The organism is Companilactobacillus hulinensis, assembly GCF_003946555.1.
Classification (GTDB): domain Bacteria; phylum Bacillota; class Bacilli; order Lactobacillales; family Lactobacillaceae; genus Companilactobacillus; species Companilactobacillus hulinensis.
In genome coordinates, this window is the sequence record NZ_RHOO01000016.1 from 1 (window position 1) to 18,768 (window position 18,768).

Consider the following 18,768-nt stretch of genomic DNA (forward strand, 5'->3'; position numbering starts at 1 on the left):
GTTTTAGGCTGGAATACTGCCATTGATTCATTTCGTGGATATTTAACAAAGTGTTCGGATTAAACTTGCAATCTCTCATATCAAAATTATTTATATTTATTCTCAAGCTGGCTCATCCAAAGCCCCAATAAAACTCCGGCTACAAAGGCAACTAGACTAAATACGATGGTCAACCCAGTAATACCGGTGTAGCTAATAGTCTCGTTAGAGTAGGGATTAGGCACAAGTATCAAAATCGTACTAGCAAGTACGATTCCCAATATAAAATGGTAAACACGTGAATGATGGTGTTCAATTAAATATTCCATCCCTTTGGAGAACAGGACCATAGCAATCACACCACCAACAGCAATTGGCAAGAATACTCCGACAATATCGAAATTTTTGAATCCTGTCAGCATCGGTGTATAGAGTCCTAATATCAACAATAGATTAGATGGGCTCAATCCTGGAACTAAAACACCCAGTGCTATCAACATCCCGGCAATCACAAATCCTAAGAAGTTAGCGGGGATAGTCCCAAATATCTTACTCATAAAGAATAGGAATAGTCCACCGAATATCAACATGAAGAAGAACCACATTATATCGACCATATCACGCCGGCTACGTGATGTTGATGCTCGAATTAGGGATGGCATGGTACCGATTATAGCTCCGGCAAATCCCCATAGAACGATCACTTGATAGTGCTGTAATAGGAATTCTAGGGGCTTAGATAATAGTCCAATGCCCACGATTCCACCAATACCAACTGGTAGAAAGTACATGAAGTCAGTTTTGAAATTCTGTCTGATGTGCGCCATGAAGTGCAATAGTCGTTCGTAAATTCCTAGGATTGCGGCCAAAACTCCACCTGAGACTCCCGGTAAAATAAACCCAAGGGCAATTATGACACCCTTGAAAAAGCGGATGAAAAAATTCTCTTGCTGTTTGTTTTGCATATTTATTCTCAACTTGTTTTATTTGTAAGTTTCAGAATATCAAAATATTCATATTAAGGCAATTTTAACTGTTATTCTAATTCTTCCAACTCCATGGATTTTTCAGTCCATTCGTCCTCTAACTCGCTTTGTTGGGCCTTGTTTTCGTCTAGTTCTTTTTGGAAATCAGCTAATTTAGTATATGAACTCAAATTCTCGTCTTTGGTCATTTCAACTTGGATGGCAGAATTCTTCTTATCTAACTCTGCGATTTGGTTCTCAAGATCTTCAACTTGTCGACGTAACTTGCGTTCTTGTTTTTGTTGTTCCTTGGATTGTTGATACTCAACTTTTTTCTCACTAAGGTTATGAGATTCAGAAGACTGTTCTGAATTAATTTCGGTGGACTCTGTTGTTTTCTCCAGGTAATAATCATAGTCACCTAGATAGATGGTGCTGCCCTTAGGTCCGATGTCAACGATTCTGTTAGCAAGTGTATTAAGTAGGTAACGATCATGGGAAACGAACAGTACGGTCCCAGCAAACGATTTAAGAGCATCTTCTAGGACTTCCTTACTATCAATATCCAAGTGGTTAGTAGGTTCATCCATTACTAGGAAGTTATCGTGCTCCATTGATAACTTAGTTAGTGTTAAACGTGCTTTTTCACCACCAGATAGTCCGGCAACTGGCTTCAAAACGTCATCACCACTAAATAGGAATGATCCTAGCACATTGCGAATAACTTGTTCATCAAGTAGGGGATATCTGTCCCAAATTTCATGCAAGACATCTTTATGTGGATCGAGATTAGTTAAGTTCTGATCATAGTATCCAATTTGAACATTGGCACCAAATTGGAAGCTACCTTTGAGCATTGGTATCTGTCCCAAAATTGACTTCAAAAGAGTAGACTTACCAATACCGTTAGGTCCAATGATACCAACACGTTCACCTTTTTTGACGTCCAAGTTGATAGGTTCAGACATTACTTGATCAGCTTCATATCCGATAGCGGCATCTTTGATCAATAGGACATCGTTACCACTTTCTTTGTCAATTTGGAATGAGAAGTGAACTGAACCCTGATCAGAATCTGGCCGATCCATGACATCCATCTTTTCCAACTTTTTACGGCGGCTTTGAGCCATTTTAGTAGTAGAAGCACGGACAATATTCTTCTGAATATATTCCTCAGTCTTCTTGATTTCAGCTTGTTGTTCCTCGTAGTGTTTCCACTCAACGTCTTGATTTTTCTTCTTTTCTTGTAGATAGAAAGTGTAGTTACCAGAATAATGTTTAGAAGAATGATGATTGATCTCAACAATTTCAGTTACAACTTTGTCTAAGAAATATTGATCGTGAGAAATAATGACTAGTGCGCCACGATAGCCTTTCAAATAACCTTCCAACCATTCGACAGTGTCGATATCCAAATGGTTAGTAGGCTCATCAAGTAGCAATATATCATGATGTTCTAGCAACATTTTTGCCATAGCAAGTCTTGATCTTTCCCCACCAGATAATGTGGAGATCTTTTCTTGCCAGACATCCTCATCGAATCCGAATCCCTTGAGGACACTGCGGATATCTGATTGATATCCGTAACCATTTTCTTGACGGAAGGTATTTTGAAGTTGATCATATTGCTTCAAAATCTGGTCATAGTCACTGACTGTGTTGTCCGCTAATTTCCCCTCAAGTTCGTGCATTTGTTTTTCCTGTGCTTTGAGGTAGTCGAAGACCTTTTCCATTTCATCAAAAATAATATTGTCACTATCTAAGCCAGAATCCTGTGCTAGATAGCCAATATTTGTGTCTTTTTTGAGGGCGATATTGCCACTGTTATAACTCTCTTGATCAGAAATTATCTTAAGCAGGGTAGATTTACCCACACCATTTCGACCAACGAGTCCTATTCTACTGTTATCTTGAATTTCAAAACTTATGTTAGAAAAAAGCTTTTTGGTTCCAAAATTCTTAGTTATGCTTTGGGCTTGTAATAAAATCACGGTTATAAACTCCTTTATATATTCACAATTTTATCATTAATTAGAAATTTCTGCCTTTTATGGCTTAAGATGTTGCGTTTTCATCCATTTTTATTTACTATAATAGTTAGTGAAACGATGCACACATGGTGGGATAATATGACAAAAACAACAGTACCAAATGCAACAATAAAGCGTTTACCAATATATTATCGATACTTTCAGTTCTTAAAGGACGAAGGTACCAAGAAGATTTCTTCAGGAGAATTGTCTGAAGGAGTAAAAATCGATAGCGCAACTATTAGACGTGATTTCTCATATCTAGGTGCACTTGGCAAGAGAGGATATGGCTACGATGTTAATGAACTTGTAGCTTTCTTTAAGAAGCTCTTGAACCAAGACAAGAGAACCAATGTTGCTCTAGTTGGTGTAGGTAATTTAGGAAACGCTTTACTAAATTATAACTTTTCTCGAACGAATAATGTTCGAATTGCTGCAGCTTTTGACATCGATGAGTCGATTGTTGGCACAGTGAAGAGTGGAGTTCCTGTTTACCACGTTAATGAATTAAAAGAACAGCTTCATTTGCAACAGATTGATGTCTGCATTTTGACTGTGTCTTCTAATGCTGCTCAAACAACAGCCGATTTATTAGCCGAAGCAGGTGTGAAGGGTATCTTGAACTTTACACCAGTTATTATCAATGTTCCTAATTCAATACGTGTACATTACGTAGATTTAGCTAATGAATTACAAACATTGATTTTCTTCTTGGACCGCGACAAGTCACTTGAAGAAGAGAATGAAAATAAAGAATAGAAAATTATTTGGAGGCTATTTGCATGAGTGAACCATTATTTTTGAAACCTGTTTTTCATAATAAAATTTGGGGTGGCCGTAAGCTAGAAACAAAATTCGGTTACGACATCCCTGACGGTGATATCGGTGAATGTTGGGCAATTTCTGGACATCCACATGGTCGTTCTGAAGTTGAGAACGGTGAATTTGCTGGACAATTTGTTGATGATCTATGGAAGAACCATGGTGAATTGTTTGGCAATCCAAAGGGCAAAGTATTTCCTTTGTTAACGAAGATTTTGGATGCTGAAGCTAGTCTTTCAGTTCAAGTTCACCCAGACAATGATTACGCTTGGAAGCATGAGCATGAATTAGGCAAGACAGAGTGCTGGTATATCATTGACGCTGAACCGGGTTCATATTTGATCTATGGTCACAATGCAAAGAACAAAGAAGAGCTTGATAAGATGATCGAGTCAGGCGACTGGAATCACCTATTGAGAAAGGTTCCAGTTAAGACTGGTGAATTCTATTATGTACCAAGTGGTACAGTTCATGCCTTGAACAAAGGTATTATGGCACTTGAAACACAACAAAGTAGTGATACAACATATCGTTTGTACGATTATGACCGTGTTGAGAAGAGTACCGGCAAGAAACGTGAATTGCACATCAAACAATCTGAAGATACAATCATCGTTCCACACAAAGATCCACAATTGGATATTCAAACAAAGACTGAAGGAAAGAATACATTTACAACATTTGTACAACCTCCAGTATCACCATTCTTTGCCGTATATCGTTGGGAAATCAAAGAACCTGTCACATTGAAACACAATATTGGCAAGTATACATTGATCTCAGTTATTAACGGTGCTGGTAAAATTACTGTTGATGGTAAAGATTACGACTTGAAGAAGGGCGTTCACCTGATAGTTCCAGCAACAGTTGATTCATGGAAACTTGATGGTGACCTTGATATTATTGCTTCTGAATCTGGAGAAGAATAGCAGAGATTTACAAGCAGAGAGTGGAGGAACAACGGGAAACATTGAGCATTACCTAGGTTAGTGAAGGTACTACGCAGTAGTGCATTCACTAATCGTAGTAAGCGCAGATGTTTGTTGTTCCGTAACTCGTTTCAGATAGAGAGAGTGAAATAACAACGGGAAACATTGAGCATTACCTAGTTTAGTGAAGGTACTACGCAGTAGTGCATTCGCTAATCGTAGTAAGCGCAGATGTTTGTTGTTCCGCAACTCGTTTCAGATAGAGAGTGAAAAATCTAGTTTTTGTAGTTCGTTTAAATAGAACAAGTAAAATATGTAGCATCTCACAACATGAGGTGCTATTTTTTTGTCTAAAAATAACTTTGCGGTAAGCTAATAACATGCAAATTAAAATTGATAACACAAACCTAAACTACAAAACATACGGATCTGGCAAGCCAATCTACTTTTTCCACGGAATGGGTTCGGATTCTAGAAGTCTTGAAGTAGTATATGAACCATTATTCAAAAGTAAATCGTATAAGAGAATTTATTTGGATTTACCAGGTATGGGAGATTCACAAGATGTTCATGACGTGAAAAATTCGGATGATATTTTGAATTTGATAATTGAATTTATTAGGCAAACATCTGACAGTGAAAAAATCGCCATCGTTGGTCATTCATATGGCGGATATCTGTGTCTAGGGTTGCTGGTAAAATTGTCGGATCAAATAGATTCGGCGTTCATAACTTGTCCAGTAATTAAGGCCGATAAAGTTAATAGAAATGTTTCTACACACAAAAATATCAATGATGGAGAAGTTATTGTTGAGCGTAACGCAGATAAGTATCAAGATTTTCTTGGCTCAAATGTGTTGATCAATCAGAATGCTTGGGATGTTTATCAAGCAACCGTTCTACCTGGAATTGAAAAGTATAATCGTGAGTTCTGGAATAATATTAAAATCGAAAAAAAATATCAATTGTCATTTGAAAACAAGTTATCGCTTACATTATCTGATTTGCAATTCCAAGTAACTATTTTGTTAGGTAAAAATGATCCGGTGGTAGGATTCCAAGATCAGTTGAGCCTGTTGAGTTCAGATAACAATATTCAAGAGGTTATTTTGAATAATGCAGGCCATAATTTGTTTACAGATATATCTATAGATTTAAATTTTTATTTCAATAAATTTCTGAAAAAGTATTAATATTATTCTAATTTGATTAAACCTATGAAAAATCTGCTATAATAAAAACCGACGTTTTAAGGGGGCATTAAATTGCAAAAGCAAAAGTTTTTTCGGCTTAGTCTAGGTTGGCAGATTATTATTGGATTGGTTCTGGGTATCGTTCTAGGACAGCTGTTCTACCACAATAAGGCCGCCATTACTGTTATGCAGAATATTGGTACAATGTTTATTTCATTGATTCAAATGATCGTTTTACCAATCGTTATTTCATGTTTGACCGTCGGTATCGCTAATATGGGTGATATTCGAAAACTTGGCCGAATTGGTTTGAAAACTTTGATTTATTTTGAAGTGATGACCACACTAGCTATTATCATTGGTATTGTTGTTGCTAATATCACACATCCAGGTACTTACATCAATATCAATGATTTGAAAGGTTCAAGTATTTCGCAATATACTGCCTCGGCATCAACGGCTAAACACTCAGGTATTTGGTCAGTTCTTATGGGAATTATCCCAACCAATATTTTTGCCGCAATGGGCAAGGGCGATATGTTGCCAATTATCTTCTTTTCAGTACTCTTTGGATTAGGTACTGCATCTCTTGGAGAACAAGGCAAAATTATTACTGATCTATTGAACGCAGTTGCGAATGTTATGTTCAAAGTTACTAATTGGGTTATGCGCACAGCTCCAATCGGTGTCTGCGCATTGATTGGTGTGACTGTCGCAGAGATGGGCTTTGATTCATTAAAGCCATTGGCGTTATTTATTGTTATTGCCTATGCAACTATGGCATTTTTCGTATTTGTTGTGATGTATTTAGTCGGAAGACTATTTCATGTTGATTTTTATGAACTATTTAGAATTATTGAGAATGAATTTGTGCTGGCATTTACCACTGCCAGTTCAGAAGCAGCTTTACCAAAAATGATGGACAAAATGCAAAAGTATGGAGCAAGTAAAGGTATTGTTTCATTTGTTATCCCAACTGGATATACATTTAACCTTGATGGTTCAGCCATTTATCAATCATTAGCCGCATTATTCTTAGCACAGGCTTATCATATTAATTTATCTTTAGGACAACAAATCACTTTGGTAATTGTTCTAATGCTGACATCAAAAGGTATGGCTGGTGTACCAGGAGCTTCATTCGTTGTTCTGTTGGCAACAGTCTCAACTATCGGTGTGCCAATGCAAGGTCTAACATTTATTGCTGGTATCGACCGTCTGGTAGATATGGGACGTACCGCTGTTAACGTTGTTGGTAACTCACTTGCTACAATTATTATTGCTAAAAGTGAAGATGAGTTCGACGATGAAAAACGTAAGAAATATGTTTCCGAGTATAAGCGAGGAATGTAACAATTAGTTTTTATAGAAAATAAATAGGATTACAACTTTTGGTTTTAAAGTTGTAATCCCTTTTTTTGCTTAGTGTTTTATTTTCGCCTACGGTTGGAAATAACAGACCCTGCAGTGGGACCGACTTCAGCCTAGGTCTGAAGTCTTGCTTCTGAACTCCGCATATCCCCCACGGATTTCAAAAGACATCCTGTGCTGCTGGCTCTGTCATTTCCAACCTGCGGCTATATTGATGGTTAATAATTTTCTTGAGTATGTATTTTTATGTAAAGTCTATCCAGTAAAGATAGTTGAGTTTGTAATTAGCTAAAATTATACTAACAAGCTCACTTAATTATATATTAGCTGGAGGTGGTGAAAAACAATTACCGCATACTAATCATCACAACCAAAGTATTCATAACCAAATGACTACCAGCACTGACATAAATATTCTTCGACTTGTAGTAAATAAACGAGAACCACAATCCCATTGCCACGTAAATCAAGAACCTAGTATCTTGATGCATAAATGCAAAGAACAATGCTGAAATAGCAGCTGCCCAGTAAATATTAGTAGGTTTGATCAAATTAGAGAAAAAGACACGTCTGAAGATGATTTCTTCCATAATTGGTGCGCAAACCAAGACATATAAGAAATAATATGGATAGGCGTGAACCAAAGTAAGTAGTTGCATGGTATTAGCCGAATCGGTGCTAGCGTGGAAAATATGCTGATCAATCAATCCTAATCCGAATTGAATTGCTAAAGCTCCAATAGTTCCAACAATGATCCATTGAAGTTTGTGATTGAGAGTTGTTTTCTCTTCTAATTCGTTTGGACTACTTTGTTGGGTTAGATAAACCATTATTCCAGTTGCTAGTAGAGCAGCAATTGTGATAATCAAAAAGTAAGATGATCCGGTAACTTTTACCATTGATAACAGTGAGCCGACAAAGAGTAAAGCAACATATGTTAGTAGTGTCAAAAATTGATTCGTTGAGTATTTCATAATTTCTCCTATTTTTTATAAAGGTAAATACTTGCATGTTCACAATAAAATGTTAATATAAAACATGTGATTAGCACAACAGAACTTGGAGTGCTAAATTAAAAATAAATATTAATCATCGGAGGCATTCAAATTGTTAAAACCACTTGGAGACAGAGTTATTGTAACAGTCGATAAAGAAGAAGAGAAGACAGTAGGCGGCATTGTTCTTGCTAACAACGCTAAAGAAAAGCCACAAACAGCTGAAGTTGTAGCTGTAGGTGCTGGCTCAATAACAGAAGATGGAAAGACATTACCAATGCACATTAAGGTTGGCGACAAGGTTCTTTTCGATAAGTATGCTGGCTCAAATGTTAAGTTTGATGACACTGATTATTTAATCTTACACGAAAAAGATATCATGGCAATCGTTGAAAAATAATTAATTTAAAAATGAGAAGTTAAATTTTATAAAAATTATTGGAGTGTGAAAGTATGGCAAAAGAAATTAAATTTTCAGAAGATGCTCGTTCAAAAATGTTAGATGGTGTCAACAAGTTAGCTGACACAGTTAAGACAACTATCGGACCTAAGGGTAGAAATGTTGTTCTTGAAAAGAGTTATGGTTCACCTGAGATCACAAACGATGGTGTTACTATTGCTAAGAGTATTGAACTAGAAGACCACTTCGAAAACATGGGTGCAAAGCTTGTTTCTGAAGTTGCTTCAAAGACAAATGATATTGCCGGTGATGGTACTACTACAGCCACAGTTTTGGCTCAAGCTATCATCAAAGAAGGTATGAAGAACGTTACTGCTGGTGCTAACCCTGTTGGTATCAGAACTGGTATTGAAATGGCAACAAAGGCTGCTGTTGATCAATTGCACAAGATTTCACACAAGGTTGCTGGCAAGTCAGATATCGCCCAAGTTGCTTCTGTTTCATCAGCTAGTGAAGAAACTGGTAAGTTGATCGCTGACGCCATGGAAAAAGTTGGTAACGATGGTGTTATCACAATTGAGGAATCAAAGGGTATTGATACAACACTTGATGTTGTTGAAGGTATGCAATTCGACCGTGGATATATTTCACAATACATGGTTACAGATAACGACAAGATGGAAGCTGACTTAGACAATCCTTACATCTTGATCACTGACAAGAAGATTTCAAATATCCAAGATATCTTGCCATTACTACAACAAATCGTTCAACAAGGTAAGGCATTATTGATCATCGCTGATGACATTGATGGTGAAGCATTACCAACACTTGTATTGAACAAGATTCGTGGAACATTCAATGTTGTTGCTGTTAAGGCTCCTGGTTTTGGTGACCGTCGTAAGGAACAATTGGAAGATATTGCTACTTTGACAGGTGCACAAGTTATTACTTCTGACCTTGGCCTTGAACTAAAAGATACAACTATGGATCAATTAGGTACAGCTGGTAAGATCACAGTTACAAAGGACAACACAACAATTGTTGAAGGTGCCGGAGACAAGGGTGCTATCAACGAACGTGTTGAAACAATCAAGAAGCAAATCGCTGAAACAACTTCAGACTTCGATCGTGAGAAGCTACAAGAACGTTTAGCTAAACTTGCTGGTGGTGTTGCCGTTGTTAAAGTCGGTGCTGCTACTGAAACAGAATTGAAAGAACGTAAATACAGAATTGAAGATGCTCTAAACGCTACACGTGCTGCCGTTGAAGAAGGCTACGTAGCCGGTGGTGGTACAGCATTCTTGAACATCATCGACGCAGTTAAGGCTGTTAAGGGTGAAGGCGATGTACAAACAGGTATCAACATCGTTGTTAGAGCTCTTGAAGAACCAGTACGTCAAATCGCTGAAAATGCTGGTATGGAAGGCTCAGTTATCGTTGAACACATGAAGGGTCAAAAAGCAGAAGTTGGTTACAACGCTGCAACTGACAAGTGGGAAAACATGGTTGATGCCGGAATCATTGATCCAACTAAAGTTTCACGTTCAGCATTACAAAATGCTGCCAGTGTTGCCGCATTGTTGTTAACAACAGAAGCAGTTGTTGCTGACAAACCAGATGACAATGCAGGAGCAGCTCCAGCCGCAGGTGCTAACCCAGCTGCAGGCATGGGCGGAATGATGTAGTAAAACAGAGAGTGGAGCAAGCCGGTTAAATGCTGAGCATAGCCTAGCTTAAGAATTGATGCGGTTTGTGCATCCTTTCTTAAGCGTAGCTAAGCGGAGGCATTTGTCTTTCGCAACTCATTTCAAAACAGAGAGTGGAGCAAAACGGTTAACTTCCGAGCATTACCTAGGTTAACGAAGGTGTCACGGAGTGACACATTTGTTAAGCGTAGTAAGCGGAAGAAGTTGTTTTTCGCAACTCGTTTCAAGAACAGAGAGTGGAACAAGGGCGGTCAGACCTTGAGCATTGCCTAGGATAACTTGAGTATCACGGAGTGATGCACAAGTTATTCGTAGCAAGCGCAGAGGTTTTGCCCTTGTGTAGCTCGTTTCAGAACAGAGAGTGGAGAAAGCCGGTAGATTCTGAGCACTGCCTAAGATAACGAAGGTGCCAACGTAGTTGGTGCATTTGTTATCTGTAGCAGGCGCAGGAATCTGGCTTGTGCAACTCATTTCAAACCCAAAGCTCCAACCCAAAAGCTCCAAAAATACTTAAACAAACTACTAAAAAAGTTACTTAGACAATAACTTATAAACAAACAAAAACAAAACCGAAAATAGCTGTCCCTACATCAACGTAGAGATAGCTATTTCTTTACATATGATACAATTTAGAAAAACAATCGAGGCAACAACATGGACCAACTATTCACGATTGGGCAACTTTCCAAAATATATGATATTAAAATACCGACGCTTCGTTATTATGATGAAGTAGGGATTCTTAAGCCTGCCAAAGTAGACTCAGAAAGCCACTATCGATATTATTCGACGGCAGAATTTGAACGGTTAAATGTTATTAAATATTTGCGTGCACTTGATGTTCCAATTAGTGACATCAAGAACTTTTTTGATGCTCGTGATATTTCGACACTTGAGAATATGCTTAAGAAGCAACAAGTGGAAGTGGAACGACAGATCAAGACTCTTCAGGCAATCAATGGCAGAATCACCTCACGTTTGAAACAGGTAAAGGATGCTGAAGGGTCAACTTTGGGCAAAATTGAATATCTTAACTTACCAGAAACGCCAATTGTCTATTTGCGTAAAGATTATCATCTAAGTGAAGATATTGAGATCCCTTTAACAGCCTTGCGGAGAAAATATGGTCTGGATCAAGCAATCTTCTTAGGCAAAATTGCTTTGTCGTTGAGTAAAAGGAATATTTTGGATAATAAATTCGATGAATATAGCGGTATACTTTTGATCCTAGAATCTGGGGATGAACGACAAGCTACTTCTAAACTTCCAGCGGGAAGTTACTTGCGGATCAGATTTCACGGTACTCATGAGGATGCCGCACCAGCTTACTTGCAGTTGAAGAAATATTGTGATGACTATCTACTAACGATTATTGAAGATGCGGTTGAGATAACCTTGATTGATTACGGTATTACCAACGATTATGACAAATATGTCACTGAAATACGTTTGCCAGTTAGATAATTGTATTGACCCTATAGTTACTAGAGAGTTTATATTAATATTATTGTTTAGGACTATTGGGGGTATTAATAATGATTGGGACATTCTTTAACGTAGCAATGATCATCGGTGGAAGCATTTTAGGAAGGTTCTTGCACAAGGGCATTAAACCTGAGTATCAAAGAATTTTGACACAGGGACTTGGATTAGCTGCAATGGTGATTGGAATCAATGCAGTTGTTGTTAATATGGCTAAGAGTAATTACCCAGTAATGTTCATCGTTAGTTTGGCGGTTGGTGGACTGTTTGGCGAGTGGCTAAATTTGGAGAAGAAGTTCGATGATTTGGTTGGTAAATTCTCTGGTGGTAATAATTTGGCAGAAGGATTGGCAACTGCAATCCTGTTGTATTGTATCGGTTCGTTGTCGATCCTTGGACCAATTCAAGAGGCACTTGAGCATGATAGTACCTTCCTATTTACCAATGGGATGTTGGATGGAATCACTTCAGTGGTATTGGCATCGACCTTTGGATTGGGTATTGCCTTTGCGGCTGTAGCTGTATTTGTTTGGCAGGGAAGTATCTACGCGATTGCGTTGTTACTTCAAAATTCAATTAATACAGATATGATTACTGAATTAACAATTGTTGGTGGAATATTGATCTTAGCATCAGGCTTAGGATTACTTGAAATCAAAAAGATCAGTGTCTTAAATCTTTTGCCGTCGCTAGTTATTCCTATTATTGGAGTCATGTTGTTACAGTTATTTTAAAATATCGAAAATAGAAGACACTTCCGAATAATTTTTGGAAGTGTTTTTGTGTTGTATGAGCGCACTCTCTTTTTAAATTTGGTCAATATTGATACAATATCATAGGTAAAGATGGGGGAATTTTATATAATGAAAATACTTTTCGTTGGAGATGTCGTCGGCAACATCGGACTCAAAACTGTGGAGACTTATTTGCCTAAGATCAAGCAGAAGGTTAAACCACAATTGACGATTGTGAATGGCGAAAATGCCAATGGTGGTAAAGGTATCAAAGTTGAAGATTACCAAAGAATTCAAGTTGCTGGAGCAGATGTTGTTTCAGGTGGTAATCATAGTTGGGACAAGCGAGAAGTGCTTGATTTTATAGATGATCCCAAGAAAAATATTTTACGTCCATATAATTTCTCAGGCGACAATGTGCCCGGACGTGGAGTTATTGAGAAAAAGGTCAATCAAAAGAAAGTTTACATTATCAATATGCAAGGAACTGCGTTGATGCAGCCATTAGATAATCCTTTTATAGCATTTGATAAGCTATTACCAACTTTGGATAAGGATGCAGTTAAATTCGTTGATTTTCATGCTGAAACAACTAGTGAAAAAATTGCTACAGCTAAGTATTTGACTGGTCGAGTTAGTGCTGTTGTTGGTACACATACGCATGTTCAAACTAACGATGCTCGTGTATTTGACAAGAAGACGGCTTATTTAACTGACGTTGGTATGACTGGATCATATGACGGTATTCTAGGTGTTAAGGATGAGCCAATTATCACACGTTTCTTAACACAACGTCCTACAAAGTTCGATGTTGATGAAGATGGTCGTATGCAAATCGGCTTCTGTGTAGTTGATATTAATGACCAAACAAATTATGCACGCAGTATCAAAAACTATGTTATAAGTCCTGATAATCAGAGCTTCTTAACTTTCTAAATTAATTTCAAAATGGTGGGGGAAATTCATGCCACAAAAAACAAAAGAGACACCAATGATGCAACAATATCTGGATATGAAAAAGGAAAATCCAGATGCTTTTTTGTTGTATCGTGTTGGTGATTTTTATGAGATGTTCTACGACGATGCAATCAAAGGTTCACAAATACTTGAACTAACATTGACATCTAGAAACAAAAAAGCGGATGAAGATATTCCAATGTGTGGAGTTCCTCACCGTGCTATTCAAGGCTATATTGATACGCTTGTGGATAAAGGTTATAAGGTCGCCATTTGTGATCAATTGGAGGACCCTAAACTTGCCGAGGGGATGGTAAAACGTGGTATAACACGAATTGTCACTCCTGGTACGATTATGGATGAGTCCGCCAATACGGCAACTGAGAATAACTATATTACAGCTATCAGCCGTGACAAAGAACGTTTCGGACTAGCTTATGCAGATCTTTCGACTGGTGAAGTAAAGGTTACTTCGGTTAATAATTCAATTGATTTGATCAATGAATTACAGAACTTGAATACCAAAGAAACAGTTGTCAGCGGTAGTTTTCCACAGAAATATTCTGACCCGATCAAACGACTGGGAATTCTAGTTTCTACTATTGAAGAGTTAGACGACAACTTCGCCTATGACTATTCACAAATTACTGAGGAATTACAAGTTACAACGGTCAAAACATTGATTTCTTATTTAGTTGAGACTCAGATGCGTTCATTGGATCATTTAAAAGCCGCCGAAACATATAAGACGACAGCTTATTTATCCATGGATCATACGGCTCAAAGTAACCTTGAATTGTTCAAAAACCTGCGAACAAACAAAAAATCTGGAACACTTCTCTGGTTGTTAGACGAAACTAGAACAGCTATGGGTGGCAGACTTTTAAAACAGTGGCTAGCAAGACCACTACTTAATCAAACTGAACTTGAAAAGCGACAACACATCTTACAAGTATTCTTGGACAATTATTTCCAGAGATCATCATTCCAAGACTATCTAACTAAGGTATATGATCTTGAGAGATTGGCTGGACGTGTTGCTTATGGAACCGTTAATGGCCGTGATTTGATTCAATTGAAGACGTCGTTGGAACAAGTTCCTAAGATCAAAGAAATTCTTCTAGATATTGGCGACTATGATTTGGATGCGTATGTCGAACAAATCGATGAAGTTAGTGATGTTCGAGAACTTATTGAAAAGGCGATTGTTGATGAACCACCTATTTCTGTAACAGGTGGTGGTGTTATCAAGGAAGGTTACAATGAACAACTTGATAAGTATACTGATGCTTCGAAGAATGGTAAGAAGTGGATCGCTGAATTACGTGCCAAAGAACAAGAAGTCACAGGTATCAGTAATCTAAAAATCGGGTATAACAAGGTTTTTGGATACTATATTGAAGTTACTAAGTCTAATATCGATAAGGTTCCAGAAGGTCGTTACACGAGAAAGCAGACTCTGACTAATGCTGAGCGTTATATAACTCCAGAATTGAAAGATAAGGAAAGTTTGATTCTTGAAGCTGAGGACAAGTCCCAAGCTTTAGAACATCAACTTTTCGCTGATATTAGAAAATCAGTTAAAGAACAAATTAGACGTATTCAGACTTTGGCTAATATTTTGTCACAATTAGATGTTCTACAGAGCTTTGCGGTAGTGAGTGAGACTTACCATTACGTTGCTCCAAACTTTGTTGAGGGCCATGACTTGAAGGTCGTCAATGGACGTCATCCGGTTGTGGAAAAAGTCTTGAGTAATAATAGTTATATTCCAAATGATGTAACTTTTGACAACGATACCGATATCCTGTTGATAACTGGTCCCAACATGTCTGGTAAGAGTACTTATATGCGTCAGATGGCACTGACAGTTATCATGGCACAAGTAGGATGCTTCGTTCCTGCAGAGTCAGCTGATATGCCTATTTTTGACCATATCTTCACACGAATTGGTGCTGCTGATGATCTTATATCGGGTGACAGTACGTTCATGGTTGAAATGCGTGAGGCCAATGATGCGTTGAAGAATGCAACTAAAAACAGTCTGATTATTTTCGATGAAATTGGTCGTGGTACTGCTACATATGATGGTATGGCGCTAGCTCAGGCGATCATTGAATACATCGACAAGAACGTTAAGGCAATGACTATGTTCTCAACTCATTATCATGAATTGACTGAACTTGAAAGTCAGTTGCCAGGGGTTAAGAATGTTCACGTTGATGCTTCAGAAGAGAACGGAACTTTGGTATTTTTGCACAAGGTATTACCTGGACCCGCTGATAAATCATACGGTATCCATGTAGCTAAATTAGCTGGATTACCGGATGAAGTTTTGAGCCGAGCAGATACTATTTTGAGTAGTTTAGAAGATACTGCTCCAAAAGGTATCAAAGTTGAAGCTGCCAAAGAACCAACTAAGAGTGTTAAATCTGAACCTGTAGATACTAAAGAAGAAGACTCAGAAACGGTTAATGATTCAGCAACAGCCGAATCACAACTTTCATTATTCCCAGAATTAGAAGTTAAGCCTAAGGTGAAGCTGAACAAAGGTGAGAAAAAGGTTGTTGATGAATTACAAAATCAAGATTTGATGAGTGTCACACCAATTGACGCAATCAATCTACTATATAAATGGCAAAAAGAACTTAAATAATAAAGAAGGTGAAATGTTTGGGGTTGATTCATGAATTACCAGTTGAATTAAGTAATCAAATTGCTGCTGGTGAAGTTATTGAACGTCCAGCTTCAGTTGTTAAGGAATTGGTGGAAAATGCCATTGATGCTAAAGCAACTCAAGTGCTTATTACAGTCAAACAGTCTGGATTGAAGTCGATTGAAGTCAATGATAATGGTGCCGGTATTGGTGCCGATGATGTCGAGATTGCCTTTCAACCTCATACCACCAGTAAGATTTCTACTGATCATGATTTGTTCAATGTTAGAACATTGGGATTTCGTGGTGAAGCTTTGGCAAGTATCGCATCTGTTTCAAAACTAACGATTGTTACGAGTACTGATGGTAAATCAGCTGTACGTGCAGAATTTGCTGGAAATACTTTGTTAAACAAAGAAACTCATGCTCGTTCAAAAGGGACCACGATTACGGTTGAAGATTTATTCTTCAACACTCCGGCTCGATTGAAGTATGTGAAGTCACTGCATACAGAGTTGAATAAGATTGTGGATATCGTTGATAGATTAGCAATGGGGCATCCTGAAGTTTCTTTCCGATTGATTCATGAAGGTAAGGATGTTGTCTGGACCTCTGGAAATGATAACTTGCAACAGACAATGGCAGGGATATATGGACGTACGATAGCTAGTCATATGTTTGAGTTTGAGAATTCCGATGAAGATTATACGATCAAAGGTTATTTTTCAAAACCTGATACGACACGTTCGAATCGTTCATATATTTCTTTGATTTTGAATGGACGATATATTAGGAATTATCAATTAGCTAATGCAGTTATTCGTGGATATGGTTCCAAGTTAATGGTAGGAAGATTTCCAATCGCAGTTATCGATATTACGCTCGATCCTAGCTTGGTAGATATCAATGTCCATCCAACTAAGCAAGAAGTTCGATTGACTAACGAGGGACATATTGCCGACTTGATTAGTGAGGGTATCAAGAACAAACTCTCTAATCAGAATTTGATTCCTGATGCTGTTAAGAATTTGGATCGTAAGACTACTACTGATCAGCCAAAAGCAAAAGTTGTGTACAAACCAGAACAGATTTCGTTTGATGATCTGTCAATGATGAATCAGATCAATGAACCAATGCCAACTAAGATTCCTGATAAAAAGGAACCTGTAATAAAAGTACAAGCACCGGCCAAAAATTTGTTGGGTACGCCAATATTTGATGAACCAGACCATCTTAAAGAATGGGATGAACGTTTGGCCCAGGAAAAAGAAACTAAGGTTCTTCCAGCTGATTCGACTGATAGTAGTGAAGATAGTTCAGATACGGGCTTTCCAGAATTAAGGTATATCGGACAGATTCATGGAACATACTTGGTTGCTGAAAGTAATGAAGGATTTTATTTGGTCGATCAACATGCCGCACAAGAGCGCGTTAATTATGAATATTACCGTAAAGAGATTGGCAAAGTTTCGAATGATCAACAGCGTTTATTGGTTCCAATTGTTCTCGATTATCCCAACTCCGAAAGTATTTTGATTCGTGAGAAGAAACCAATACTTGAGGATATCGGTTTGTACTTAGATGACTTCGGTCAAAACAGTTTTGTTGTTAATACGCATCCCACTTGGTTTGTGGAGGGACAAGAAGAATCCACTATCCGTGAAATGATTGATTATGTATTGAATGATTCTAAGATAAGTGTGGCAGCGTTCAGAGAAAAAAATGCTATCATGATGAGTTGTAAACGTGCTATCAAGGCTAATCATCATCTTGATGATGTACAGGCAATTGAACTGTTGAATAATTTGACCAAAGCAGAAAATCCATATAATTGTCCACATGGACGTCCAGTATTGGTAGAATTTAGTAACAAAGATCTTGAGAAGATGTTCAAACGGATTCAAGATCCTCATGACACCAGAGAAAGTGAATAATTATGTTTGAATACTTAAATGGAGTAATTACTTATATTGATCCAACCTATGTCGTTGTTGATGTTAATGGTGTAGGATATAAAGTCCAGGTGGCTAATCCCTATCGCTATCAACAGGATGAAGAAGCAAAAGTCTATGTTGAACAAATTGTTCGAGATAATGAGCAGGCGTTATATGGATTTTATAATTTAGATGAAAAAAGGATTTTCTTACATCTAATTAGTGTGTCCGGAATTGGGCCTAAGAGTGCTTTGGCAATCTTGGCAGGACAAGATCTTAATGGTTTGATTCAAGCTATTGAGAATAATGACGTTAAGTTCTTAACTAGATTCCCTAAGATTGGTAAGAAGACTGCACAACAGATCATCTTGGATCTTGGTGGGAAGATGTCAGCTCAAGGACAAATGGTACTTGGCGAAGATCCAACTCCACTTGCACATGGCAATCAAAACTTAGAAGATGGTATGTTAGCCCTAGAATCATTGGGTTATACTGCTCGTGATATTGCTAGGATCAAGCCCAGACTTCTTAAAGAAAATCTTGATTCAGCTGATGATTATTTGCGTGCCGGATTAAAATTGTTAACTAAGTAAACTAATAAATTAGATAGAT

At 37.7% G+C, this 18,768-nt stretch carries 15 protein-coding genes; 12 read left to right on the forward strand and 3 right to left on the reverse strand.

Annotated features, from left to right (window positions below; translation table 11 throughout):
- Positions 1-86 precede the first annotated feature (86 nt).
- Positions 87-944 (reverse strand): DUF368 domain-containing protein, encoded by an 858-nt coding sequence (locus EKM66_RS08590; protein ID WP_125763641.1) that lies wholly within the window; start codon positions 942-944, stop codon positions 87-89.
- A 71-nt stretch (positions 945-1,015) separates the two neighbouring features.
- Positions 1,016-2,935: an ABC-F family ATP-binding cassette domain-containing protein gene (locus tag EKM66_RS08595; RefSeq protein ID WP_125763644.1), complete on the reverse strand. Its 1,920-nt coding sequence runs from the start codon at positions 2,933-2,935 to the stop codon at positions 1,016-1,018.
- A gap of 138 nt (positions 2,936-3,073) precedes the next feature.
- Between EKM66_RS08595 and EKM66_RS08600 the strand changes: the two genes are divergently transcribed.
- The 4 genes from EKM66_RS08600 to EKM66_RS08615 all read left to right on the forward strand — a co-directional run bounded on the left by EKM66_RS08600 (position 3,074) and on the right by EKM66_RS08615 (position 7,271).
- Positions 3,074-3,733, forward strand: a complete 660-nt coding sequence (locus EKM66_RS08600; RefSeq protein ID WP_125763646.1) for a redox-sensing transcriptional repressor Rex — start codon at positions 3,074-3,076, stop codon at positions 3,731-3,733.
- Positions 3,734-3,756: 23 nt separating this feature from the next.
- Positions 3,757-4,725: a mannose-6-phosphate isomerase, class I gene (gene manA / locus EKM66_RS08605; protein WP_125763647.1), complete on the forward strand. Its 969-nt coding sequence runs from the start codon at positions 3,757-3,759 to the stop codon at positions 4,723-4,725.
- 380 nt (positions 4,726-5,105) lie between these two features.
- Entirely contained in the window at positions 5,106-5,918 is an 813-nt protein-coding gene (locus EKM66_RS08610) for an alpha/beta fold hydrolase (protein WP_125763649.1), read from the forward strand.
- 72 nt (positions 5,919-5,990) lie between these two features.
- Positions 5,991-7,271 (forward strand): cation:dicarboxylate symporter family transporter, encoded by a 1,281-nt coding sequence (locus EKM66_RS08615; RefSeq protein WP_125763651.1) that lies wholly within the window; start codon positions 5,991-5,993, stop codon positions 7,269-7,271.
- Between the two features lie 365 nt (positions 7,272-7,636).
- On the opposite strand, the gene EKM66_RS08620 is transcribed toward EKM66_RS08615, so the two are convergent.
- Positions 7,637-8,263: a CPBP family intramembrane glutamic endopeptidase gene (locus tag EKM66_RS08620; RefSeq protein WP_225426580.1), complete on the reverse strand. Its 627-nt coding sequence runs from the start codon at positions 8,261-8,263 to the stop codon at positions 7,637-7,639.
- Positions 8,264-8,396: 133 nt separating this feature from the next.
- Here EKM66_RS08620 and groES point away from each other — a divergent pair, with 133 nt between their 5' ends.
- The 8 genes from groES (at position 8,397) to ruvA (ending at position 18,749) form a co-directional block, all read left to right on the forward strand.
- Positions 8,397-8,684: a co-chaperone GroES gene (gene groES / locus EKM66_RS08625; RefSeq protein WP_125763653.1), complete on the forward strand. Its 288-nt coding sequence runs from the start codon at positions 8,397-8,399 to the stop codon at positions 8,682-8,684.
- Between the two features lie 53 nt (positions 8,685-8,737).
- A complete protein-coding gene (gene groL, locus EKM66_RS08630) occupies positions 8,738-10,372 on the forward strand; it encodes a chaperonin GroEL (RefSeq protein ID WP_125763654.1) in 1,635 nt (544 codons plus the stop codon).
- A gap of 675 nt (positions 10,373-11,047) precedes the next feature.
- A complete protein-coding gene (locus EKM66_RS08635) occupies positions 11,048-11,857 on the forward strand; it encodes a MerR family transcriptional regulator (protein ID WP_125763656.1) in 810 nt (269 codons plus the stop codon).
- Between the two features lie 71 nt (positions 11,858-11,928).
- Positions 11,929-12,609 (forward strand): DUF554 domain-containing protein, encoded by a 681-nt coding sequence (locus tag EKM66_RS08640; RefSeq protein WP_125763658.1) that lies wholly within the window; start codon positions 11,929-11,931, stop codon positions 12,607-12,609.
- 129 nt (positions 12,610-12,738) lie between these two features.
- Complete coding sequence (locus tag EKM66_RS08645) at positions 12,739-13,545, forward strand: TIGR00282 family metallophosphoesterase (protein WP_125763660.1); 807 nt, start codon at positions 12,739-12,741, stop codon at positions 13,543-13,545.
- A gap of 28 nt (positions 13,546-13,573) precedes the next feature.
- Complete coding sequence (gene mutS / locus EKM66_RS08650) at positions 13,574-16,222, forward strand: DNA mismatch repair protein MutS (RefSeq protein ID WP_125763662.1); 2,649 nt, start codon at positions 13,574-13,576, stop codon at positions 16,220-16,222.
- A gap of 17 nt (positions 16,223-16,239) precedes the next feature.
- Positions 16,240-18,156, forward strand: coding sequence for a DNA mismatch repair endonuclease MutL (gene mutL / locus EKM66_RS08655; protein WP_125763664.1), 1,917 nt, complete (start codon positions 16,240-16,242; stop codon positions 18,154-18,156).
- Positions 18,157-18,158: 2 nt separating this feature from the next.
- Positions 18,159-18,749: a Holliday junction branch migration protein RuvA gene (gene ruvA, locus EKM66_RS08660; protein ID WP_125763666.1), complete on the forward strand. Its 591-nt coding sequence runs from the start codon at positions 18,159-18,161 to the stop codon at positions 18,747-18,749.
- Positions 18,750-18,768 lie beyond the last annotated feature (19 nt).